Origin of the sequence: Pseudarthrobacter sp. GA104 (assembly GCF_009741265.1) — a bacterium.
GTDB lineage: Bacteria > Actinomycetota > Actinomycetes > Actinomycetales > Micrococcaceae > Arthrobacter.
Genome location: NZ_WOWL01000001.1, coordinates 3793826 through 3815991, shown reverse-complemented (window position 1 = coordinate 3815991; position 22166 = coordinate 3793826). Strand labels below are relative to the sequence as shown.

The window sequence follows — 22166 nt, the reverse complement described above, 5'->3', positions numbered from 1 at the left end:
GGTTATTTGTCTTCCAGTCCCAGTTCGGCTGCAACCGTGACGACGTCGTTGAGTACCTTGACCGGCTGCACATCGCTGCCGTCCTCGGTGCGCAGGGCCCACTGGGGGTCCTTGAGGCCGTGGCCCGTAACGGTGATGACGATCGTCTTGCCCGACGGGACTTCACCGGCGGCGTGCTTTTTCAGCAGCCCGGCCACGCCTGCGGCGGATCCGGGCTCCACGAAAACGCCCTCGCGTGCGGACAGCCAGCGGTGCGCATTCAGGATTTCCTCATCCGTGACTGCGTCAATCAGTCCGCCGGACTCGTCACGGGCGCCAATGGCGCCGTCCCAGGAGGCGGGGTTTCCGATCCGGATGGCCGTGGCAATGGTGTCCGGTTCGGTGATGGGGTGGCCGGCGACGAAGGGGGCCGCGCCAGCCGCCTGGAAACCCCACATGGCCGGGGTCTTGGTGGAGACGGCGGGAAGGGTGCCGGCCGTTTCGGACTCGAAGGGAGCGGAGTACTCCTTGTAGCCCTTCCAGTAAGCGGTGATGTTTCCGGCGTTGCCGACCGGCAGGACGTGGATGTCCGGAGCGTCGCCCAGCGCGTCGACGATTTCGAAGGCACCGGTCTTTTGGCCCTGGATGCGGGCCGGGTTGACTGAGTTCACCAGGAACACAGGGTAGGACTCCCCCAGCTTCCGGGCGATGTCCAGGCAGTTGTCGAAGTTGCCGTCCACCTGCAGCAGCGTGGCGCCGTGGGCGATGGCCTGGCTGAGCTTGCCCATGGAAATCTTGCCTTCCGGCACCAGGACAGCGCACTTCAGGCCGGCAGCGGTGGCGTAGGCGGCAGCAGAGGCGGAGGTGTTACCGGTGGAGGCGCAGACTACAGCCTTTGCCCCGGAGGCGACGGCGGCGGTCATGGCCATGGTCATGCCGCGGTCCTTGAAGGAACCCGTGGGGTTCATGCCCTCAACCTTCAGGTACACCTCGGAACCGGTGAGCTCGGAAAGCTTCTGCGCGCGCACCAGCGGTGTGCCGCCTTCGCCAAGGGTGATGACCCTGGTGGATTCCGTCACGGGCAGACGGTCAGCGTATTCGCGGATGACGCCGCGCCATTGGTGAGCCACTTAGACTCCTTCTACCCGCAGAACGGATGTAACTGAATTGATGACGTCCAGGCCTTTCACGGCCTCGACGGTGGCCGCTAGGGCAGCCTCTGACGCGCGGTGGGTGACGATCCGCAGCTCGGCGGATTCCACGTTGGACTCCGCGTCACGGTGGATGGTCTGCCGCATGATCTCGATGGATACGCCGTGCTCGGCGAAGAGCTGGGCAATCCTGGCCAGCACGCCCGGCTGGTCGGCGACGTCGAGCCCGATGTAGTAGCTGGTAACGGCCGCGTCGATCGGCAGCGCCGAAACCTGGCCGGTGGTGGTTTCCGTCCGGCCGGGTCCGCCGAGGACCAGGCTGCGCGCGGCCGAGACCAGGTCGCCCAGGACAGCGGACGCAGTGGGGGTACCGCCGGCTCCCTGTCCGTAGAACATCAGTTCGCCGGCATTCTCGGCTTCGATGAACACCGCGTTGAAGGCGCCGCGGACGGCGGCCAGCGGGTGCTCCCGGGGAAGCAGCGTGGGGTGCACGCGCACGGAGACGCCCTCGCCGCCGTCGGCATCCGTGCCTGCTGCGGGAAGCTTCTCCGCAATCGCCAGCAGCTTGATGACAAAGCCGGCGTCCTTGGCCGCGGCGATATCCGCCGCAGTGACCGAGGTGATCCCTTCGCAGTGGACGTTTTCCAGGGCAAACCGGGTGTGGAAGGAGAGCGAGGCAAGGATGGCGGCCTTGGCGGCGGCATCGTGGCCTTCGACGTCGGCAGTGGGGTCCGCCTCGGCGTAGCCAAGGCGCTGCGCTTCGGCGAGGGCATCGGCGAACTGGGCTCCGGTGCTGTCCATCTGGTCAAGGATGAAATTGGTGGTTCCGTTGACGATGCCCAGGACGCGCGTGATCCGGTCGCCGGCGAGACTGTCGCGGATGGGACGCAGGATGGGGATGGCACCGGCGACGGCGGCCTCATAGGAGAGCTGGACGCCCGCCTTGTCAGCCTCCTCGTGCAGGGTGGGTCCGTCCTGCGCCACGAGCGCCTTGTTGCCCGTGACAACGCAGGCACCGTTGCGAAGGGCAGAAAGGATCAGCGTGCGGGCCGGCTCTATGCCGCCCATCAGCTCGATCACCAGGTCCGCGTCCTTGACCAGCGTCTCGGCGTCGGTGGTGAAGAGCTCCTGCGGCAGGTCCACGTCGCGGGGGGCATTGACGTTGCGCACGGCGATGCCGCTCAACTGCAGCTTCGCGCCCGTGCGGGCGGCAAGGGTGTCGGCGTCCTCAATGAGGATCCGCGCAACCTGGGCCCCAACGTTGCCGCAGCCCAGCAGGGCTACTTTCAGGGTTCGCAATTCCGTCATTCAGGCTCCCATGTCGCGGTTCAGCAGATCTTCTTCGGTTTCCCCGCGGACAATCAGCCGGGCAGATCCGTCGCGCACCGCGACAACGCCCGGCCGGGCCAGATAGTTGTAGTTGCTTGACAGGGCCCAGCAGTAGGCGCCGGTCCCCGGTACAGCAAGCAGATCACCGGCTGCCACGTCCTCGGGCAGATATACATCTCTAACAACTATGTCGCCGCTCTCGCAATGTTTGCCCACCACGCGGGACAGCTGCGGAGCCGCCGCGGACGCGCGGGAGGCCAGAATTGCGGAGTAATCGGCGTCGTAGAGCACGGGCCGGGCGTTGTCGCTCATGCCGCCGTCCACCGAAACATACCGGCGCGGATACGTAACGTTGTTGCCTCCGTCACTGGCTCCGGAGGGGGCCGGCGCGTCCACGCGCACGGTTTTGATCGTCCCCGCTTCGTAAAGGGTGAAGGTGGTGCTGCCCACGATGGCGCGTCCGGGTTCGATGGAGATGCGGGGCGAGTCAATGCCCAGTGCTGCGCAGGTGGAACGGACGACGGCGGCCATCGCCTCCGCGATCTCGGCTGCGGGGCGGGGGGTGTCCACCGGGGTGTAGGCGATGCCGTAGCCGCCGCCGAGGTCCAGCTCCGGAAGGACAATGGAGTACTTTTCCTGCATGGCGGCGAGGAAGCGAAGGAGCTTCTCGGCAGCCATCGCGAAGCCGTCCGGCTCGAAGATCTGGGATCCGATGTGGCAGTGCAGTCCCAGCAGTTCAATGCCCGGGTGCGCGGCAGCGGCTGCCACTGCTTCTTCAGCAGCGGATAGCCCTGCCTGTTCGGTGGTGTCCGCCGCCATGGAGAGGCCGAACTTCTGGTCCTCGTGGGCCGTGGCAATGAATTCGTGGGTATGCGCGTGGACTCCCGGCGTGAGCCGGAGCATGACCTTGGCCTTTTCCCCCCGCAGTTCAGCGATGGCGCCCACCCGGACCAGTTCGCTGAGGCTGTCCACCACAATCCGGCCCAGCTTCATGTCCAGCGCACGGTGGATCTCGCCGTCGGACTTGTTGTTGCCGTGCAGGGCCACGTCGGCGCCGGGAATCCCGGCCTTTGCCGCGACGGCCAGCTCGCCGCCGGACGCAGTGTCCAGCCGCAGCCCCTCCTCCTCGACCCACCGCACCACGGCGGTGCACAGGAACGATTTGCCGGCGTAATAGACGTCCACTCCCCCGCAGATATCGGCGAACGCATTGTTGAAGGCGTCGCTGAAGGCGCGTGCCCTGGCACGGAAGTCGGTCTCGCTCATGACGAAGAGCGGGGTCCCATATTGCCGCTGGAGCTCGCTGACCGGAATGCCGTCGATGGTGAGTTCACCGGACTCGTTCCTGGCTGCATCCTGTGCCCACATCTTTGGCTCGAGGGCATTCAGGTCCGCAGGGACAGACAGCCAGCCCGGGGCTAGCGGAGAACCGGCAATGGGGTCCTGTGCAGTCATTGGATCACATCCGTTCCGGCGCGGAAACGCCAAGCAGGTCAAGGCCGTTGGCCAGCACCTGGCTCGTGGCGTCGTTGAGCCACAGCCGGGTGCGGTTGACATCCGTCACCGCTTCGTCGCCCATGGGCGCAATGCGGCAGGCGTCATACCAGCGGTGGTAGGCGCCGGCGATGACCTCGAGGTGGCGGGCCACACGGTGCGGCTCGCGCAGCTCGGCGGCCTTGGCCACGATCGAGGGGTAACTGCCCAGGTAGGAAAGCAGCTCGTTCTCGGTGGCGTGGTCCAGCAGCGAGGCGTCAAAGCTGTCTTTGCCGTCCACCTGGCGCTCCACTCCGGCCGCCACGGCGTTCCGGGCAGCACCGCGGGAGCGGGCGTGGGCGTACTGGACGTAGAACACCGGGTTTTCGTTGCTGTGCTTCTTCAGCAGCTCCGGGTCCAGGGTCAGGGGCGAATCTGCAGGGAAGCGTGCCAGCGAGTAGCGGACGGCGTCCTTCCCAAGCCAGTCGATCAGGTCCTTGAGCTCAATGATGTTTCCGGCGCGCTTGGACAGCTTCGCTCCGTTAACGGACACCAGCTGCCCGATCAGCACCTCGATGTGGACCTCGGGGTCGTCGCCGGCGCACGCGGCAATCGCCTTGAGCCGGTTGATGTAGCCGTGGTGGTCCGCGCCGAGGAGGTAGATCTTCTCGGTATAGCCGCGGTCCTTCTTGGACAGGTAGTAGGCGGCGTCGGCTGCGAAGTACGTCGGCTCGCCGTTGGCCCGGATCATCACCCGGTCCTTGTCGTCGCCAAAGTCCGTGGTCCGCAGCCAGACCGCGCCGCCGTCGTCGAACACGTGGCCCTGCTCGCGCAGGCGCGCCACTGCACTCTCGATCGCGCCGGCGTCGTGCAGCTCCTGCTCGGAGAAGAACACGTCGAACTCCACGCCGAAGTCCGCAAGGGTGGCCTTGATGTCCTTCATCTGCGCCTCGTAGGCAGCGGCGCGGATCACTGGAAGGGCCGCAACTTCAGTCAGTTCGCGGATGTCCGGGTGCTCCGTCAGCACCTCATGCCCAAGGTCCGCAATGTACTGTCCGGGGTAGCCGCCGTCGGGCACGGGGAGGCCGTGCAGCCGGTTGTAGACGGAGTGTGCGAAGACGTTCATCTGCGTGCCGGCGTCATTGATGTAATACTCAGCGGTCACATCCGCCCCGGACGCACGCAGCACGCGCGCGATCGAATCCCCCAACGCCGCCCAACGGGTGTGCCCGATATGCAGCGGACCGGTGGGATTGGCCGAGACAAACTCCATGTTCACCGTGTGGCCGGCGAGCGCGGAGTTGGTGCCGTACTGCTTTCCGGCTTCGACAATCACCTTGGCCAGGGCGCCGGCGGCAGCCGCATCCACGGTAATGTTCAGGAACCCCGGCCCCGCGATGTCCACGGCGGCAACGCCGTCGATGGACTTCAGCCGGGCACTGAGGATGGTGGCGAATTCACGCGGGCTGGTGCCGGCCTGCTTGGCAAGCTGCAGGGCAATGTTGGTAGCCCAGTCGCCGTGGTCCCGGTTCTTGGGTCGCTCCACGCGCACCTCATCAGGGACAGCTGATGCTGCAAGGGCGATGTCACCGGCGGCGACAGCATCCTTCAGGCAGGCGGATATGGCGAGGGAGAGTTCTTCGGGAGTCACCCTTCTAGACTACCGGGGGCCGGTCACAGCAAAGGAATCCAGGGCGCTTCCTGCACCCTGTCGATCCACAGGAAACCGGAAATCTTCGCACGGGTTGAACCAATACGCTGGCTTTTGCGTTGACAACACAGTAAGCACTGAGCAGATCCCTTCCTGCGTCCCCTGATGAAACGAGAACCCTGATGAGACCCTCAGTCCGTAAAAGTGTTTACGCCGGAGTCGCCGGCCTGTCCCTGGCGGGAGCGGTGGCAGGCTGCGCGCCGTCAGCCGGGAGCAGCACCGCGGCAACCACCCCCTCCACCGGAGCGTCGACAACGGCGGCCGGCGGGGCGGAATACAAGGACGGCACGTACAGCGCCGACGGCACCTATGTGTCGCCCAACGGTACGGAGACAGTGGGCGTCCAGCTCACGCTCGCCGCCGGGACCGTCACGGACGTGCAGATCACCCAGCATCCGTCCAACCCGAATACCCGCAAGTTCCAGGGCGAGTTTGCCGGCGGCATCGCGGCCCAGGTGGTTGGCAGGAACATCGACGAGCTCAATGTGTCCAAGGTTGCGGGCTCTTCCCTCACCAGCGGCGGTTTCAACAAGGCCCTGGAGCAGATCAAGTCGGAGGCCCGGTAGGCCGTGCCGGACGGGGACCGGGAGGACTTTGCGTTTGAGGGGATCGGGACGCGCTGGCAGGTCTCTGCGCCCGGGCTGCTCGGTCCGGCCCTGCGGACCCGCCTCTTGGACGTGGTGGAACGGTTCGACGCCGACTGGTCCCGCTTCCGGGACGATTCCCGCGTCACCGCGATGGCCAGGGAACCCGGCCGGTACGAGTTTCCCGCCGAGGCCGGACCGCTCGGGCTGGTCTACCGCACCCTCTACCAGCTCACCGGCGGGGCCATGACCCCGCTCATCGGCACCAGCCTGGAGCGCCTGGGCTACGACGCCGGCTACTCGCTTCGGCCGTCCGGCTCCCCGCTGCCTGCTCCGGCCTGGGACGACGTACTGGACTGGGCCGGCACCACCCTCACCGCGAAGGCTCCTGCCGTCCTGGACATCGGGGCCGCCGGCAAGGGCCTGCTCGTGGATCTGCTGGCGGCGGAGCTTGAGGCGGGAGGCGTGGAGGCCTTCATCATCGATGCCGGCGGGGACCTCCTGGCGCGTGGCCCGGATCCCGTTCCGGTGGCATTGGAACACCCCTACAACGAAGCCCAGGCCATCGGGGTGGTGCAGCTGGCAGGCCGGGCACTCTGTGCATCTGCCGCAAACCGGCGCGCCTGGGGCGACGGCCTGCACCACGTCCTGGATGGCAGGACCGGTCGCCCTGTCAGGACCGCCGTGGCCACGTGGACACTGGCGGAAACCACCATGCTGGCCGATGCCCTGGCAACCGCGCTCTTTTTCCTCCCTGGTGACGAACTCCAGCGGTCTTTCGATTTTTCCTGGTTGACGGTCTTCTCGGACGGAAGCGCCACCCATTCCGCAGGATTTGAAGGGACACTGTTTTCATGAGCCCCGTTGAAGCGCCGGGGGCCGGACCGGCCCTGTCCGTGGCCGGCCTGCTGGATACCGTGCTGGGCCGGTTCACCATGTACCGGCTGATCCTCCTGGTCCTGGCGGCCCTCGCCGGATACAGCCTTCTGCTGGATGCCCTGGGCTGGCTGACTTTCGGCATTCCGGAGATGCTGGCGCACCTGGTCCTCTGCCTTGGGCTGACGTACGCGTCGAACAGGGCGCTGGCAGTGCTGTTCCGGGTACGGCCGCACTCCGAGTCGTCGCTGATCACCGGGCTGCTGCTCTATTTCCTGTTCTGGCCCTCCTTCGCCCCCATGGATGTGGCGGGAGTGGCTTTGGCGTGCGTGCTGGCATCGGCGTCGAAATACGCCCTCGCCTGGCGCGGCCGGCATGTGTTCAACCCCGCCGCAGCCGGCGCGTTCGTCACGGGCCTCACCGGCCTGAATATCGCAACCTGGTGGGCCGCCACGCCGGCCATGCTGTGGCTGCTGGTCCCCGGGATCCTGCTGGTCCTGTACCGCACCCGGAAGTTCCTCATGGCTTCGGTGTTCACCGTTGTTGCCGCCGCGATCATCACTTCCGAACTGATCCAGGCCGGGCTGTCAGCGGGCATGGCCTTGTGGCAGTCCTTTGCCCAGCGGCCGCTGCTGTTCTTTGCGGGGTTCATGCTTACCGAGCCGCTGACGCTGCCGCCGCGGCGCTGGCAGCAGCTGGCGTTGGCCGCAGTGGTAGGTGTTGTTTTCGCGGTCCCCTACAACGTCGGTTTCCTGGCCAACTCTCCGGAGGCGGCGCTCCTGCTGGGCAATCTGCTGGCTTTCCTGGCGGGCCAGCATGGGAGCGTGTCCCTTCGTTTTGCCGGAACCAGGGCGTTGACACCCAGCACTACGGAGTTCTCCTTCGAACCGTCCCGGCCGGTCCGCTTTGTGCCGGGGCAGTACATGGAGCTGGACCTGCCGCAGGTCAAGTCGGACAGGAAGGGACGGCGTCGTGTGTTCAGCCTGACAGGTTCGCCGGACGACCGCCTGGTGAAGTTTGGCGTGCGGACAGCTGAGCCGGTGTCCCCGGCGAAGCGGGTCCTCCTTGCACTGAAGCCCGGGGACAAAGTGACCGCCACGTCCGTGGGGGGAGACTTTGTCCTCCCCCGGGATCCCCGGAAGCCGGTACTGCTGATTGCCGCCGGAATCGGCATCACGCCCTACCTTTCACACTTGTCTTCGGGAGGACTGCGGGAACGGGACGCTGTCCTCCTCCTCCTTGCCAGGAGCGCCGACGAGATTGCCTATGCGCAGGAACTGCGGGCGGCGGGCATCCGCGTCCTGGTGCGCACTGCGGATGGTTCCGCGCCGCCGCCGGACCTGGCCGCCGCCTCCTGGGACGGCACGCGGCTGGATGGCGAAGCCCTCCGGGCACTGGTCCCGGACATCGCGGAGCGGGACGTTTACGTCTCGGGCTCACCGGCCAGCGTCGCCTCGCTGCGGCGGGCGGCTAAGCAGGCAGGGGCCCGCCGGCTCCACGTGGACTCATTCTCCGGCTACTGATTCCGGCCCGGGACCGCGCACGGGGTGGCGGGGCGGTAGCGATTTTCCCTTGCGGGCCACCTTCCTGCTAAGCTCTAGGACGTCCCGCCAGCAACGGCAGGAAACCCCGGATTGCCCTCGTAGCTCAGGGGATAGAGCGTCTGCCTCCGGAGCAGAAGGTCGTAGGTTCGAATCCTATCGAGGGCACCAGAAGAACCCCGCCACTTCAATGAAGTGGCGGGGTTTTCTGCTCCCATACGCCCGTTCACGCTGCCTGCTTCCGTACGTGAGCCTGCGAAGGATTGTCGGTGCGCCCTCGTAGGCTGAAATCACCAAGTCGAGGGGGTACGCCATGCACGTTCCGTTCTGTTCCATCGTTCCGCCATACCTGTTGAGGCGGTTGGCCAAACAGGGTGCGCCGGAGTTTTCCTCCGCGGCCAGGGCAGCCAAGGAAGCTTTGGGCCATGTGGAGTCGTTCCATTCAGCACGGTCCCAGCCTGTGCCGGGCATTCCGGCAGGCGTCCGCCAGGCGAAGCCGGGACCGTCAACCCGGGCCATCTACGACGCCGGCGGCTCGGAGACCCTCCCCGGCAGGCTGGTCCGCAAGGAGGGTGAAGCCGCCACGGATGACCCTGCCGTCGATGAGGCCTACGACGGGCTGGGCCACACGCACCGCCTGTACGCGGACGTGTTCGGACGCAACTCCATCGACGGACGCGGGCTGCCGCTGGACGCAACGGTCCACTTCGGCAAGCTGTACGACAACGCCTTTTGGGACGGCAAACAGATGGTCTTCGGCGACGGCGACGGCGAGGTCTTCGAACGGTTCACCCGGTCCCTGAGCGTCATCGGCCACGAACTGGCCCACGGTGTCACCCAGTATTCCGCCGCGCTCGCCTACCGCAACCAGGCGGGGGCCCTTAACGAATCCATGTCCGACGTCTTTGGCGCACTGGTCGAGCAGTATGTCAAAAACCAGTCCACTGCCGAGGCCAGCTGGCTGATCGGCGAGGGCCTCTTCACAGCCGAAGTGCAGGGCAGCGCCTTGCGTTCCATGAAGGCCCCCGGCACGGCGTACGACGACGACGTGCTGGGCAAGGACCCCCAGCCGGACTCCATGGACGCGTACGTCAAGACGAGCGCCGACAACGGCGGGGTCCACATCAACTCCGGCATCCCCAACCGCGCCTTCTACCTCGTGGCGGAGACCCTCGGGGGAAACGCCTGGGACTCGCCCGGGCGCATCTGGTACGAGACACTCACGGGCGGAACACTGCCTCCCACGGCGACCTTCAGGGTCTTTGCGCGTGCCACGGCCGCATCCGCCGTGGAGCTCTTCGGTTCCGGATCCACCGAGCATGACGCCGTCCGGAAGGCGTGGGAAACTGTGAAGGTCAAGCTTTAACGGACGCCTGGCTGCCGTACTTCGGGGCGGCAGCCAGGCTGTAGGGCAAGCCCAAGGACCAGGCCATGAAGATCAGTGTTGAGCGCACCGGAGGAATCGCCGCGATACCACGGGTGTGGACTGTGGAAGCCCAATCCAAGAGCGCCATCAGCCAGTGGCAGCCCATCGTGGAGGCATGCCCGTGGGATTCAGTACCCAGGACCCCGAAGGCAGCCTCCGAGCAGTTTGCGGAAGCCCAACCGGACAGGTTCATCTATTCGATCCGGGCAGGGCAGCGCCGGGCAGCCCTGCCTGAGCAGGCCGTCACCGGACCTTGGCGGATTCTCGTGGACAGTACGCGGGAAGCGGCCGAGGAAATCCGCGCCAAACAACGCCGCAACGGACCGGCGCCCGGTTAGCGTGCAAGGGGCGCTATCCCGCCACAGCCAGTTGGCCGCGGAAAGCGCGGCGGTATGACTGCGGGCTGGTGTCCAGGACCTTGGCGAAGTGGTGCCGCAGCAGGACAGGGTGCCCGAAGCCGGACTCCCTGGCGATTTCTTCGATGTTCAGGTCGGTGGACTCAAGGAGTTCCTGGGCGCGTAGAACACGCTGTGAATTGAGCCAGGCGGCAGGCGTCGCTCCGGTCTCCGACCTGAACCGCCGTGCAAAGGTCCTCGGCGACATGTGGACCCGTGCCGCCAGTTCGTTCACCGTGTGCTCGCGGTCCAGGTTCTCCACCATCCAGCGCAGCAGTTCCTCCAAGGGAGCGGAACCGCAGGCTGGCATTGGCCGGTCGATGAACTGCGCCTGGCCGCCGTCACGGTGCGGGGGAACCACCATGTCCCTGGCGATCGCGGCCGCCACCTGCGCCCCCAGTTCGACGCGCACAAGGTGCAGGCACGCATCGATCCCGGCGGCGGTGCCTGCGGAAGTGATGATGTTGCCGTCCTGCACGTAGAGGACGTTTTCGTCCACCTGTACGCGCGGATACTCTGCAGCCAGTTGGCCTGAGTAGTGCCAGTGGGTGGTGCAGCGGCGCCCGTCGAGCAAGCCGGCGCGGGCCAAGGCAAAAGCGCCCGAGCAGATGGACATTACCCAGGCTCCCCTCGCATCGGCAGCCCGGAGCGCCTCGAGGACGGATTCGGGCAACTCGTCGTCCCTGCCGTAGGGCGCCATGATGACCAGGTCCGCATCGTCGGTTGCCTCAAGTCCCAGGCCGACGTTCAGGGACAGGCCGGACTTGAGCCGGACGTTACCAGGCTGCGGCGTGCAGACGCGGAAGTCGAAGGCCGGGACGCCGCTCCCCCGGCCGGATCTGTCAATACCGAAGACCTCGCAGGCAGTACCGAACTCGAATATCGAGAAGTTGGGAACCACGATGAGGGCCACTGATTTGAGCATGCTTCCATTGTGGCAGGAATTATCGCTTTTTGGGCATTTCTGCCACTTTTTCTTGGCTGCGGGGAGGAGAAGCATGGAGTCATGGAAATCCTCATAACCCTCCTCGTCCTCCTGATCCTCCTCGTGGCCGCCGCCACCGTTTCAGCGCTTTTGCGTGACGGCCGGGGGCATACGCCTCCTGTCGAATCCCACGAAGCCTGGTCCGCCCTGGACCTCCCCAGCATCAACTACACGCTCCGCGTCTTCTAGCCGGCAGGACCAAAAGGCGCCGGACAACTGCCGGCAGTACAGACGGGAAGCCCGGGCTCCCGCAGTAGACTGTCAGCAGACATGACACTTCACATCTCCTATCCCGCCGAGCTGCCGGTCTCCGAGCGGCGCGAAGACCTGATGGCAGCCATAGCGGCGAACCAGGTCACCATCATCGCCGGCGAGACCGGTTCCGGTAAGACCACCCAGATACCAAAGATGTGCCTCGAACTTGGCCTGGGCGAAAACGGGCTGATCGGCCACACCCAGCCGCGCAGGCTGGCCGCCCGCACGGTGGCCGAGCGCATCGCCGAGGAACTTGGCGTGGACATCGGCCAGGAGGTGGGCTTCCAGGTCCGCTTCACCGGTGAGGTCAGCCGCGCCACGAAGGTCAAGCTGATGACCGACGGCATCCTGCTTGCAGAAATCCAGCGGGACAAACTGCTGCGCAAGTACAACGCGATCATCATCGACGAGGCCCACGAGCGAAGCCTCAATATCGACTTCATCCTGGGCTACCTCAAGCGGATCCTGCCGCAGCGGCCGGACCTCAAGGTGATCATCACCTCCGCCACCATCGACCCCCAGCGCTTTGCCAACCATTTCGGCACACCGGAAGAACCCGCACCCATTGTCGAGGTCTCCGGGCGGACCTACCCGGTGGAAATCCGGTACCGCCCGCTCTCCCAGCCGCCAGGCGGAGCCGGCCCTGACGACGAGAACGGTTCCGATGACGAACTCGAGGAAGACCGCGATCCGCTTGACGCCGTGTGTGATGCCGTCGACGAACTTGCCCTGGAAGCGCCGGGCGACATCCTGGTGTTCTTCTCCGGCGAGCGAGAAATCCGCGACGCTGCCGAAGCGCTGCAGGCCCGCATCCAGTCCAACCGCCGGCTGGCCGGAACCGAAGTCCTTCCGCTCTTCGCCCGGCTGAGCCTGCAGGAACAGCACAAGGTCTTCCACCCGGGCAACAAGCGCAGGATTGTCCTTGCCACCAACGTCGCCGAAACCTCGCTCACGGTTCCAGGCATCAAGTACGTCATCGACACCGGCACCGCCCGCATCTCCCGGTACTCGCACCGCACCAAGGTCCAGCGGCTGCCCATCGAGCGGGTCTCGCAGGCGTCCGCCAACCAGCGTTCGGGGCGGTGCGGCCGCGTCTCGGACGGCATCGCCATCCGCCTGTACTCCGAGGAAGACTTCGATTCGCGGCCGCTGTACACCGACCCGGAAATCCTGCGGACCAACCTCGCCGCCGTCATCCTGCAGATGACCGCCATGGGAGTGGCGCGCGGCCCCAAGGACGTCGAAAACTTCCCCTTCGTGGAGCCGCCCGAAACACGGGCCATCAACGACGGCGTCACGCTGCTCCGCGAACTCGGCGCCCTCGCTGCCGCCCGGCCGCAGAACGGCACGGACGGGGCGAAAAGCGGCGGCGGGCTCACCGCCGTCGGGCAGAAGCTCGCCCAGCTGCCGGTGGACCCCCGCCTGGGCCGGATGATCGTGGAGGCGGGCAAACGCGGCTGCGTCCGCGAGGTGATGGTCCTGGCCGCGGCCCTCACCATCCAGGACCCGCGCGAGCGTCCAACAGACAAGCAGCAACTCGCGGCGGAAAAGCACAACCGGTTCAAGGACGAGAACTCGGACTTCACCGGCTTCCTTAACCTCTGGAACTACCTGCAGGAGAAGCAGCAGGAGCTCTCGTCGTCCGCCTTCCGCCGGATGTGCCGGGCCGAGTTCATCAATTACCTCCGGGTCCGGGAGTGGCAGGACCTGTTTGCCCAGCTGCGCCAGCTGGCCCGGCCCCTGGGCATCAGCCTCGACAACAAGCGGCTTGCCGATCCGGTGGGCAACCACGAGGGCATCCACATCAGCCTTCTTTCCGGCCTCCTGAGCCACATCGGCATCCTGGATGAGCGCAAGCGGGAGTATGCCGGAGCCCGCGGCAGCCGGTTCGCCATCTTCCCCGGCTCTGCCCTCTTCAAGAAGTCGCCCACATTCGTGATGGCGGCGGAACTCGTGGAGACCAGCCGCCTCTGGGCGAGGGTGGCTGCGAAGTTCGATCCTGTATGGGCCGAGCAGGTGGCCCCGGACCTGGTGAAGCGCAGCTACAGCGAACCGCACTGGTCCACCCGGCAAGGTTCAGTGATGGCCTACGAAAAGGTCACCCTCTACGGCGTGCCCATCATCGCCCAGCGCAGGATCAACTACGGCAGGGTTGACCCCGTCGTCGCCCGGGAACTCTTCATCCGCCATGCCCTGGTGGAAGGCGACTGGAAAACCCACCACAAGTTCTTCCACCGCAACCGGGCCCTCCTCAATGAGGTGGAGGAACTGGAGGCCAGGATGCGCCGCCGGGACCTCCTGGTGGATGACGAGACGCTGTTCGAGTTCTACGATGCGCGGATCGGACCTGACGTGGTGTCCGAGAGGCACTTCGACAAGTGGTGGAAGGAAGCGCGGCAGAAGAACCCGGACCTCCTGGACTACGACAAATCCCTCCTCCTCAGCGACGACGCGGACGACCTTGACGACTCCGCCTACCCCAAAACGTGGCTGCACAAGGGCTTCGAGCTTCCGCTGAGCTACGAGTTCCACCCGGTGGCTCCGGGTTCGCCGCCCAACCCGTCCGACGGCGTCACGGCCGAGGTGCCGGTGCTGTTCCTTAATCAGCTGGATGACAAGGCCTTCCGCTGGCTCATACCCGGGCAGCGTGTTGAGCTGGTGACGGCCCTGATCAAATCCCTGCCCAAGCAGGTCCGGAAGAACTTCGTTCCCGCCCCGGACGTTGCCCGGCAGGCGGTGGCACTCCTGGAAGCCGATTTCGATCCCGCCGTGGATGAACTCGAACCCTCCCTTGAGCTTGCCCTGCGCCGGATCCGGGGACACGTCATCCCGCCGGGTTCGTGGAACTGGGACGCGGTGCCCCCGCACCTGCGGGTGAGCTTCAAGGTGGTGGACAGCAAGGGCAAAGTCCTGGACGAGGGCAAGGACCTCGCCGCGCTCCAGGAGAAGCTGGCCCCGGCAACGCGGCGGGCCATCGCCGAGTCGCTGGGGGCCACGCCTGCCTCCACCGCGCCCGGCGCCGGCAACGGCAAAAAAGCAGGGAAAACGCACGACGCCGGATCATCCGCGGCGCGGCAGCCTGCCGAAGTGCCGGGGGCCGCAGCCCCACCCGGCTTCCGGGAACAGGACGGGCTCACCGAATGGACGGTCGGAACGGTCCGGCGCCAGGTCAGCAGCACGGTCAACGGCCATACAGTGACGGGTTACCCGGCACTGGTGGACCAGGGCACGTCGGTGTCACTGCGTGTCTTCCAGACTGCCGAGGAACAGCAGGAGGCAATGCGCGGCGGGGTGGTCAGGCTGCTGGCCCTGCGCGTTCCGGCTCCTGACCGGTACGTGCTGGAGCACCTAAGCAACACGGAGAAACTCACGTTCAGCCAAAACCCGCACGGCTCGGTCTCAAGCCTGATCGCGGACTGCGCGCTGGCCGCCATCGACAAGCTCACGCCCGCGGAACTGCCCTGGGACCGGGAGTCCTTTGACCGGCTGTACGAGGTGGTCCGGGCCGAACTGATCGACACCGTGTTCAGCGTCACCGCCGTGGTGGAACGCATCCTGGCCAGCACCCGGCGGATCGAAAAACAGCTGAAGGGCACCACCAGCCTGGCGCTGATCAGTGCCCTCAACGACATCAAAAGCCAACTGGAACAGCTGGTCTACCCCGGCTTTGTGGCACGGACGGGCTACGCCCAGCTGAGCCAGCTCCCCCGGTACCTTACGGCCATTGAGAAGAGGCTGGAACGCCTGCCGGGCAACGTCCAGCGCGACGCCCTGAACATGGCCGCGGTGCAGCGGCTCGAGGACGACTACGACGACGCCGTATCGGCCCTGCTCCCCGGACGGAAGGCCGGCCCTGAGTTAACCCAGGTGCGCTGGATGCTCGAGGAGCTCCGGGTGAGCCTCTTCGCCGTTGAACTCGGAACAGCGTATTCGGTGTCGGAGAAGAGGATCCGCGCCGTGCTCAACAAGGCACTTGCCCCGGCCTAGGCGGAAACCGGGAGCGGGACCGGGACGGGCTGCCTAGGACGGGACGAACTCGCCGTACCCGGCGGCCCGCAACCCTTGGCGGAGCTTCTCGGCGTTGGCGTCGAGGATGTCCGGATCGGGGTTCTGGTCCGCCGTCGCGAAATTGAACTCGGCCATGCTCCTTGAGGGCCAGACGTGCACGTGGAGGTGGTTGATTTCATAACCCGCCACGATCAGCCCGGCCCGCGCGGCCTTGAAGGTCTCCACCTGCACAGCACCGATCCGCCGGGCCACCTCCATGACCTTCGCCAGCGTTTCCGGCGACGCGTCCGTCCACCGGTCCACTTCCTCAGTGGGTACCACCAGGGTGTGGCCGTCAGCCAGCGGACCGGTGGTGAGGAAAGCGGAAACATCCGGTTCCCGCCACACGAAGCGGCCCGGGATTTCGCCGTTCAGGATCCTGGTGAAAAGCGTGCTCATGCGTCTGCCTCCTTGGCGGGTCCCTGCAAGGTGCTGGTGTCCAGCACAAAACGGTATTTCACATCGCCTGCCACCATCCGGTCGTAGGCCTCATTCAGCTGGTCTGCCCGCACCACCTCGATGTCCGCAGCAACACCGTGCCCGGCGCAGAAGTCCAGCATCTCCTGGGTTGCGGCGATGCCGCCAATCAGCGAGCCGGTGTAGGAAAGCCGACGCCCGATGAGCGCGCCCGGGTTCACCGGCGGCATCGCCTCCGACGGCAGGCCCAGCTGGAAGAGCGCACCGTCCACCCGCAGGGTCCGGAAGAACGGTTTCAGGTCGTGCGGGGCCGCCACGGTGTCGATGATGAGGTCGATGCTGCGGTTGGCCGCTGCCATCGCCGCTTCGTCGCGGGACAGGACAACCTCATCCGCGCCCAGCTCCACGGCAGCCGCCACTTTTGCCTCCGACGTGGTGAACACCACTACCTTCGCTCCCATTGCCTTGGCGAACTTGACGGCCATGTGGCCGAGTCCGCCCAGCCCCACCACGCCCACAACGTCGCCTTCTTCGACGTCGAAGTGCCGAAGCGGCGAGAACGTGGTGACGCCGGCGCACAGCAGTGGGGCAGCGGCGGCGGGATCGAGGGCTGCCGGCACCCGCAGGACGTAGCGGCGGTCCACCACCACGGAGGAGGAGTAGCCGCCCTGCGTCAGGGCGCCGCCGTTCCGCCGGTCGACGGCCCCGTACGTGCCGGTCATGCCGTTTTCGCAGTACTGTTCCAGGCCGTCCAGGCAGCTTTCGCATTCGCGGCACGAGTCCACCATGCAGCCCACACCCACGCGGTCGCCAGCGGCGAAATCCGTCACCGCGGAGCCCACCCGGCTGACGGTGCCCACAATTTCGTGTCCCGGGACCAGCGGCCAGACCTTGCCGCCCCACTCGCCGCGGGTTGCATGCACATCCGAGTGGCACAGCCCGCAGAACTCGATGGCGATTTCGACGTCGTCCGCCCCGGGAGCGCGCCGGGCAAGGGTCAGCGGCACGAGCCCGCTGTCCGGTGACGTCGCGCCGTACGCGGCAGCGAGGCGGCCGCCGTCGACAACAATTGCTTCAGGAGCGGCAGGTTCCGGGGCGACTGGTTTGGCAAGGGGCGGCGGTACGGGGCGTCCTGGAGTCATAGTGGGACGCTACCCTTGACCGCAGCCGTGTTTCCACTCGGCGGTCCGCTTGGGCGGCCGGGCTCTGCGCCGGTTGCCACCGGCAGGTCCGGGTTGTTGGACCACTCCGAGAACGAACCCGGATACAGTGCAGCTTGAAAGCCGGCGAGTTCCAGGGCTGCCACCTCATGGGCCGCAGTGACCCCGGAGCCGCAGTACACCGCGACGTGCACTCCGTCCCGGACGCCCAGCGACTCAAAACGGCGGCGGAGGGCGTCGGACGGCAGGAACCGCCCGCTGCTGTCCACGTTTTCCGACGTCGGCGCGCTGACCGCACCCGGGATATGTCCGGCCCGGGGGTCAACAGGCTCAAACTCCCCGCGGTACCGCTCCCCGGCACGGGCATCCAGCAAGAGGCCGGCGTGCGGCCAGCCGGCCGCGGCAGCGGCGTCGAGCACCGGCATGTTTCCGTCCGCGAGCGTCACGTCTCCCGCCTCCGGGACAACCGGTCCTGCTTCCACCGGAAGGCCCGCGGCACGCCAGGCGGCCAGGCCGCCGTCGAGCAGGTAAACGTCCGCGAAGCCGGCGTTCCGAAGCATCCACCACACGCGTGCCGCGGCCATGCTGCCGCTGTCATCGTAGGCAACCACGACGTCGCCGTCGCGGATGCCCCAGCGCCTGGCGCTTTCCTGGAAGTCCCGGGCGGCCGGCAGCGGGTGCCTCCCGCGCTCCGGAACTGCCGGGGCGGCAAGTTCGGTGGCGAGGTCCACGAACACGGCACCCGGCAGGTGCCCCTGCAGGTAGTGGCGGTAACCGTGCGGATCGCCCAGGACCCAGCGGACGTCAAGGAGCACCGTGCGCCGGTGTTCGGCAAGGCGGGCCTGCAGGCCGGCCACGTCGATCAAGGGGTTCAAACTTCCACCGACTCCCGGGCAGCCAGATGGGTGTATTCGGTGCCGTATTTGGCGCCGATCCTCTGGACATGGCCTTCCACGATCTTCAGGCCGTTCTCGTTGAGCAGTCCGTCATGGATCTGGAACGCCTTCGGCGCCCGGACGCCGATCACAAAGTCCAGCACCTCGGCGGATTTGCTCCACGGCGCGTGGAGGGGAACCAACAGGGTCCGGACGCTGGTCCCGTCCGGAATGACGAAGGAGTCCCCCGGGTGGTAGACGTTGTCGTCGATGAGGTATCCGATGTTGGCGACAACGGGGATCTGCGGGTGGATCAGGGCATGCTGGCCTCCGAAGCTGCGGACGGTGAAGCCGGCAGCCTGGAATGTTGAGCCAGGGTTCACGGCGTGGATGCGCGCGGCTTCGCCCGTGGCCTTGTCCTGCAGCTGGCCGGCAACCCGCGCCGGAGCGAAAACCGCCAGCGCCCCGTTTGCGCGCAACGCCTCCACCACAACCGGAACGTCGATGTGGTCGGCATGCTCATGCGTGACCAGGACCGCCTCCGCATCCTCCAGGGCCTCCGCCGACTCGGAAAAGTTGCCCGGATCCAGGACCAGGACCCGGCCGTCCTTTTCAAGGCGGACGCAGGAGTGGGTGTATTTGGTCAGCTTCATAGCGCCAGCCTAGGGTCCGCCGCGGGACCGTGTCCACGACGCTCCGGCTGGTAATCTGTATCTTTGCCACCATCCTGAGGAAGCGAGTCCATCCATGCCCTTCGGCGCCAAGGCTGATTCCACCACCCCGTCCCCCGTGCCGGGCGGCGGCAAGGAACAGCGCGTCACGAAGCAGCGCCGGGCCGTAAGCGCCGCCCTGGATGAACTCGACGATTTCGTCAGCACGCAGGAGCTGTACCGGATCCTGCAAAACCAGGGCGCCCCGGTCTCGCTGGCAACCGCCTACCGGATCCTGCAGTCTCTCGCGGACGAGGGGCTGGTGGACGTTCTGCGGAACGGCGACGGTGAAGCGGTGTACAGGCGCTGCGCCGTCACCGGGCACCATCACCACTTGCTGTGCCGCAACTGTGGAAAGGCCGTGGAAGTGGAGGCCCCCGCCGTTGAGACGTGGGCGGCGCGCATCGCGGCAGAACACGGATATACCGACGTGGCCCACACGGTGGAGATTTTCGGGCTCTGCCCTGACTGCACGGTGCGCCAGGCCGCCGGCATCCCTTAGGCACGCAGCCAGGTAGGCGACCATGCAGGGGGCAGGCAGTAGGCAGGCCGCCTTTCAGGATGCGGCCAGGACCCGCCCGTTGATGCCCCTTGCGGCCCGCACCGACCCGATCACCCGGCACACCACGTAGATCAGGAACGACAGGGTAGTGACGTAGGGGCTGATGGGGATGCGTCCGCCCAGGGCCAGCAGGATCCCGCCCACCGTGGCCGTCATGGCAAAGAGCACGCTAAGCACCACCACCGCCACCGGTGACGACGTCACCCGCAGCGCCGCCGCGGCCGGGGTAATCAGCAGGGCGAGGACCAGGAGCGCGCCCACCACCTGGATGGACAGCGCTACGGAGACGCCCAGGAGGACCATGAATACGATGGCAAGCGTCCGGACGGGAACACCCCGGGCCTCCGCCAGTTCCGGATCCAGGCTGGCGAAATTGAGCGGCCGCCAAATGGCCACCAGGGCCAGCATCACCACCACGGCGGTACCGGCAAGCGCCTGGAGCTGCACCGTGTCCACGGACACGATCTGCCCGGTCAGCAGGCCGAACTTGTTGGCAGCCCGTCCTTCGTAAAGGGACAGGAACAGGATCCCAAGTCCCAGCCCGAACGGCATGATCACGCCGATGATTGAATTCTTGTCCCTGGCCCGGACGCCCATCAGGCCCAAAAGCAGGGCGGCGGCAACCGATCCTATGAGCGATCCAAAGACGATGTTCGCGCCGACCAGCAGGGCAAAGGCGGCACCGGCGAAGGAGAGTTCGGATATGCCGTGGACCGCGAAGGCCAGGTCGCGCTTCATGACAAAGGTGCCAACCAGCCCGCCCAGCAGGCCCAGGACGGCACCTGCCCAAATCGAGTTCTGGACCAGGACCAGCAGCTCGCCGTAGTTCTCGAAGCTGAAGATCGCGCCAAGGATGCTGTCCGCGTCCATCAGGCAGCCTCTCCCGCCGCGTGCGTCTCCGCATGGTGGTGGGTAGTGGCGTCAGGGAGGCCCACCACCACGATGCGGCCGTTCGCGTGGATAACCTCAACGTGGCTGCCGTAGAGGCCGGAGAGGACTTCCGTGGTCATGACTTCCTCCGGGGCTCCCACCCTGAAGCGTCCGCCGGCCAAGTACAGGACACGGTCCACGTAGTCGATGATGGGGTTGATTTCGTGCGTCACGAACACAACGGCGCTGTTCTGGTCGCGGCACTGCTTGTTGATCAGGGCGCTGACCGCCTGCTGGTGGTGCAAGTCCAGGGAAAGCAGGGGTTCGTCGCAAAGCAGGACCTGCGGATCCGTGGCAAGCGCCTGCGCCACGCGGAGCCGCTGCTGCTCGCCGCCGGAGAGCTGGCCCACCGGGACTTTTGCGTATTCCGTGGCACCAACCAGTTCAAGGAGTTCGTCAATCCTGCGGTTGGCCTTGGCGGTGTTCAGGCGCAGGCCCCAGCGGTGGCCGTCAACGCCCAGGCCCACGAGGTCCCTGGCACGCATGGGAGTGTCCGGAGCGAACGATTTTTGCTGCGGGATGTAGCCGATCAGGCTGCTCCCGCGCTCCACGGGGCGGCCGCCCAGGACGGCCTGGCCGCGGTGCAGGTCCTGGAGCCCCAGGAGGACCTTCAGGAATGTGGTCTTGCCGCTTCCGTTGGGACCAAGCACGGCGAAGAACTCGCCGGGCTTAATGTCCAGGTCCAGGTCCTCCCAGAGCGCCCGCTTACCGAACTTCAGGGACGCTCCGGTAAGGCTGACCAGGGGTTTCAACTATTTGTCTCCAGAACTTTGCTGATGTTGTCCACATTGTCCGTCATCCACTGCAGGTACGTCTTGCCCTCAGGCAGTGTTTCGTTGAAATCCACCACCGGAACCCCGGCAGTTTCCGCGGCCTTCTTCAGCGACTCCGTCTGCGGGCCTTCGGTCTGGCTGTTGTAGGCGAGGAGCCGCACCGACTTCGTGGCCACCAGGTCGGTTGCCGCCTTGAGGACTGCAGGCGGCACGTCGGAGCCTTCTTCAATCGCAGCAGTGTAGTCCGCAGGGGTGGCGTTCACCAGCCCGGCATCCTCAAGGAGGTAGAGGGGCACGGGTTCGGTGACGGCAACCTGGGCCCCGGCTGACGCAGGCTTGAGGGCATCGAGCTTTAGGTGCAGCTCTTCAACGCTGGATTTGAAGGCGGAAGCGTTCGACTGGAAGGTCGAAGCAGAGGCGGGGTCCAGCTCGCCGAGCTTGGCGGCGATGCCGTCGGCCAGCCGCTCCATGGCGTGCAGGCTGTACCAGACGTGCTCGTTCATTTCGCCGTGGCCGTGCGCGGAGCCATCCCCCGCTGCCGGTTCCGTCGTGGTCGCCCCAGCGGAGGGCTTTTCCTCCTCCGGGTGGGCAAGGCCGGAAAGTTCGACGGCGTTCAGCACCTTCGCGTCGTCGAGGCCGCTGTCCTGTGCCAGGGTGTGGATGAAGCCGTCGTAACCGCCGCCGTTTTCCAGGACAAGGTCCGCCTTGGACACTGCCAGCCGGTCCTGGGCAGTGGCTTCGTAGGAATGCGGATCCTGGCTGGTCTTGGTGATGAGGGCCGTAACGCTGACCTTGTCACCGCCGATTGTCTTGGCGATGTCCCCATAGACGTTGGTTGACGCCACCACGTTGATCCCGTCGGCAGCCTGCGTTGACGGTTCCGCCTGCGGGCTGCACGCGGTGAGCAGGAGGCCTAGCCCGGCAAGGGCGGCCAGGGACGATCGGGCAGCGGCGGTACGGCGCACGGGAACCTCATTCAAAGGGGAA

Annotated in this window: 20 protein-coding genes and 1 tRNA gene; 9 read left to right on the top strand and 12 right to left on the bottom strand. The window is 66.4% G+C overall.

The window, feature by feature from the left end; translation table 11 throughout:
• Positions 1-2 precede the first annotated feature (2 nt).
• Genes thrC through argS form a run of 4 tightly spaced genes read right to left on the bottom strand, consistent with a single transcriptional unit; the run spans position 3 to position 5583 of the window.
• Positions 3-1109, bottom strand: a complete 1107-nt coding sequence (thrC, locus tag GK109_RS17435) for a threonine synthase (protein ID WP_370460670.1) — start codon at positions 1107-1109, stop codon at positions 3-5.
• Entirely contained in the window at positions 1110-2438 is a 1329-nt protein-coding gene (locus GK109_RS17430) for a homoserine dehydrogenase (RefSeq protein WP_157241822.1), read from the bottom strand.
• A complete protein-coding gene (gene lysA / locus GK109_RS17425; protein WP_157241821.1) occupies positions 2439-3914 on the bottom strand; it encodes a diaminopimelate decarboxylase in 1476 nt (491 codons plus the stop codon). It lies immediately after the preceding gene.
• A gap of 4 nt (positions 3915-3918) precedes the next feature.
• A complete protein-coding gene (argS, locus tag GK109_RS17420) occupies positions 3919-5583 on the bottom strand; it encodes an arginine--tRNA ligase (RefSeq protein ID WP_323056554.1) in 1665 nt (554 codons plus the stop codon).
• 182 nt (positions 5584-5765) lie between these two features.
• On the opposite strand from argS, the gene GK109_RS17415 reads away from it, so the two are divergent.
• From GK109_RS17415 to GK109_RS17390, 6 genes are all read left to right on the top strand, one after another.
• Positions 5766-6209 carry a hypothetical protein gene (locus GK109_RS17415; RefSeq protein ID WP_157241820.1) on the top strand — a complete coding sequence of 148 codons (444 nt, stop codon included), beginning with the start codon at positions 5766-5768 and terminating at the stop codon, positions 6207-6209.
• 3 nt (positions 6210-6212) lie between these two features.
• Positions 6213-7085, top strand: coding sequence for an FAD:protein FMN transferase (locus GK109_RS17410; RefSeq protein WP_370460669.1), 873 nt, complete (start codon positions 6213-6215; stop codon positions 7083-7085).
• The gene (locus tag GK109_RS17405; RefSeq protein ID WP_157241819.1) at positions 7082-8626 is read left to right on the top strand and encodes an FAD-dependent oxidoreductase; all 1545 of its coding nucleotides are present in this window, start codon (positions 7082-7084) and stop codon (positions 8624-8626) included. Before GK109_RS17410 ends, GK109_RS17405 begins: the two co-directional genes overlap by 4 nt.
• Positions 8627-8739: 113 nt before the next feature.
• A tRNA-Arg gene (locus GK109_RS17400) sits at positions 8740-8815 on the top strand.
• 142 nt (positions 8816-8957) lie between these two features.
• Complete coding sequence (locus GK109_RS17395) at positions 8958-10010, top strand: M4 family metallopeptidase (RefSeq protein ID WP_157241818.1); 1053 nt, start codon at positions 8958-8960, stop codon at positions 10008-10010.
• Between the two features lie 65 nt (positions 10011-10075).
• Positions 10076-10408: a protealysin inhibitor emfourin gene (locus tag GK109_RS17390; protein ID WP_157241817.1), complete on the top strand. Its 333-nt coding sequence runs from the start codon at positions 10076-10078 to the stop codon at positions 10406-10408.
• Between the two features lie 13 nt (positions 10409-10421).
• Here the strand turns inward: GK109_RS17390 and GK109_RS17385 are convergent, their stop codons facing one another.
• Positions 10422-11390: a GlxA family transcriptional regulator gene (locus GK109_RS17385; RefSeq protein WP_157241816.1), complete on the bottom strand. Its 969-nt coding sequence runs from the start codon at positions 11388-11390 to the stop codon at positions 10422-10424.
• 81 nt (positions 11391-11471) lie between these two features.
• Here GK109_RS17385 and GK109_RS21955 point away from each other — a divergent pair, with 81 nt between their 5' ends.
• Both GK109_RS21955 and hrpA read left to right on the top strand, forming a co-directional pair.
• Positions 11472-11639 carry a hypothetical protein gene (locus tag GK109_RS21955; RefSeq protein ID WP_197432488.1) on the top strand — a complete coding sequence of 56 codons (168 nt, stop codon included), beginning with the start codon at positions 11472-11474 and terminating at the stop codon, positions 11637-11639.
• 81 nt (positions 11640-11720) lie between these two features.
• Complete coding sequence (gene hrpA, locus GK109_RS17380; RefSeq protein ID WP_157241815.1) at positions 11721-15692, top strand: ATP-dependent RNA helicase HrpA; 3972 nt, start codon at positions 11721-11723, stop codon at positions 15690-15692.
• A gap of 33 nt (positions 15693-15725) precedes the next feature.
• On the opposite strand, the gene GK109_RS17375 is transcribed toward hrpA, so the two are convergent.
• From GK109_RS17375 to GK109_RS17360, 4 genes are read right to left on the bottom strand one after another with little or no spacing between them, the layout of a single operon-like run.
• Complete coding sequence (locus GK109_RS17375; protein ID WP_157241814.1) at positions 15726-16151, bottom strand: HIT family protein; 426 nt, start codon at positions 16149-16151, stop codon at positions 15726-15728.
• Positions 16148-17311 (bottom strand): NAD(P)-dependent alcohol dehydrogenase, encoded by a 1164-nt coding sequence (locus tag GK109_RS17370; RefSeq protein WP_157241813.1) that lies wholly within the window; start codon positions 17309-17311, stop codon positions 16148-16150. The genes GK109_RS17375 and GK109_RS17370 overlap by 4 nt, the downstream gene beginning before the upstream one ends.
• Positions 17308-18204 carry a sulfurtransferase gene (locus GK109_RS17365; RefSeq protein WP_157241812.1) on the bottom strand — a complete coding sequence of 299 codons (897 nt, stop codon included), beginning with the start codon at positions 18202-18204 and terminating at the stop codon, positions 17308-17310. The genes GK109_RS17370 and GK109_RS17365 overlap by 4 nt, the downstream gene beginning before the upstream one ends.
• Entirely contained in the window at positions 18201-18857 is a 657-nt protein-coding gene (locus tag GK109_RS17360) for an MBL fold metallo-hydrolase (RefSeq protein ID WP_157241811.1), read from the bottom strand. The genes GK109_RS17365 and GK109_RS17360 overlap by 4 nt, the downstream gene beginning before the upstream one ends.
• Before the next feature lie 94 nt (positions 18858-18951).
• Here GK109_RS17360 and GK109_RS17355 point away from each other — a divergent pair, with 94 nt between their 5' ends.
• Positions 18952-19416, top strand: coding sequence for a Fur family transcriptional regulator (locus tag GK109_RS17355; RefSeq protein ID WP_157241810.1), 465 nt, complete (start codon positions 18952-18954; stop codon positions 19414-19416).
• Between the two features lie 54 nt (positions 19417-19470).
• Here GK109_RS17355 and GK109_RS17350 read toward each other — a convergent pair whose 3' ends face one another.
• From GK109_RS17350 to GK109_RS17340, 3 genes are read right to left on the bottom strand one after another with little or no spacing between them, the layout of a single operon-like run.
• Entirely contained in the window at positions 19471-20346 is an 876-nt protein-coding gene (locus GK109_RS17350) for a metal ABC transporter permease (protein WP_157241809.1), read from the bottom strand.
• Positions 20346-21158 (bottom strand): metal ABC transporter ATP-binding protein, encoded by an 813-nt coding sequence (locus tag GK109_RS17345; RefSeq protein WP_157241808.1) that lies wholly within the window; start codon positions 21156-21158, stop codon positions 20346-20348. Before GK109_RS17345 ends, GK109_RS17350 begins: the two co-directional genes overlap by 1 nt.
• Positions 21155-22144: a metal ABC transporter solute-binding protein, Zn/Mn family gene (locus GK109_RS17340; protein WP_370460668.1), complete on the bottom strand. Its 990-nt coding sequence runs from the start codon at positions 22142-22144 to the stop codon at positions 21155-21157. Before GK109_RS17340 ends, GK109_RS17345 begins: the two co-directional genes overlap by 4 nt.
• Between the last annotated feature and the right edge of the window lie 22 nt (positions 22145-22166).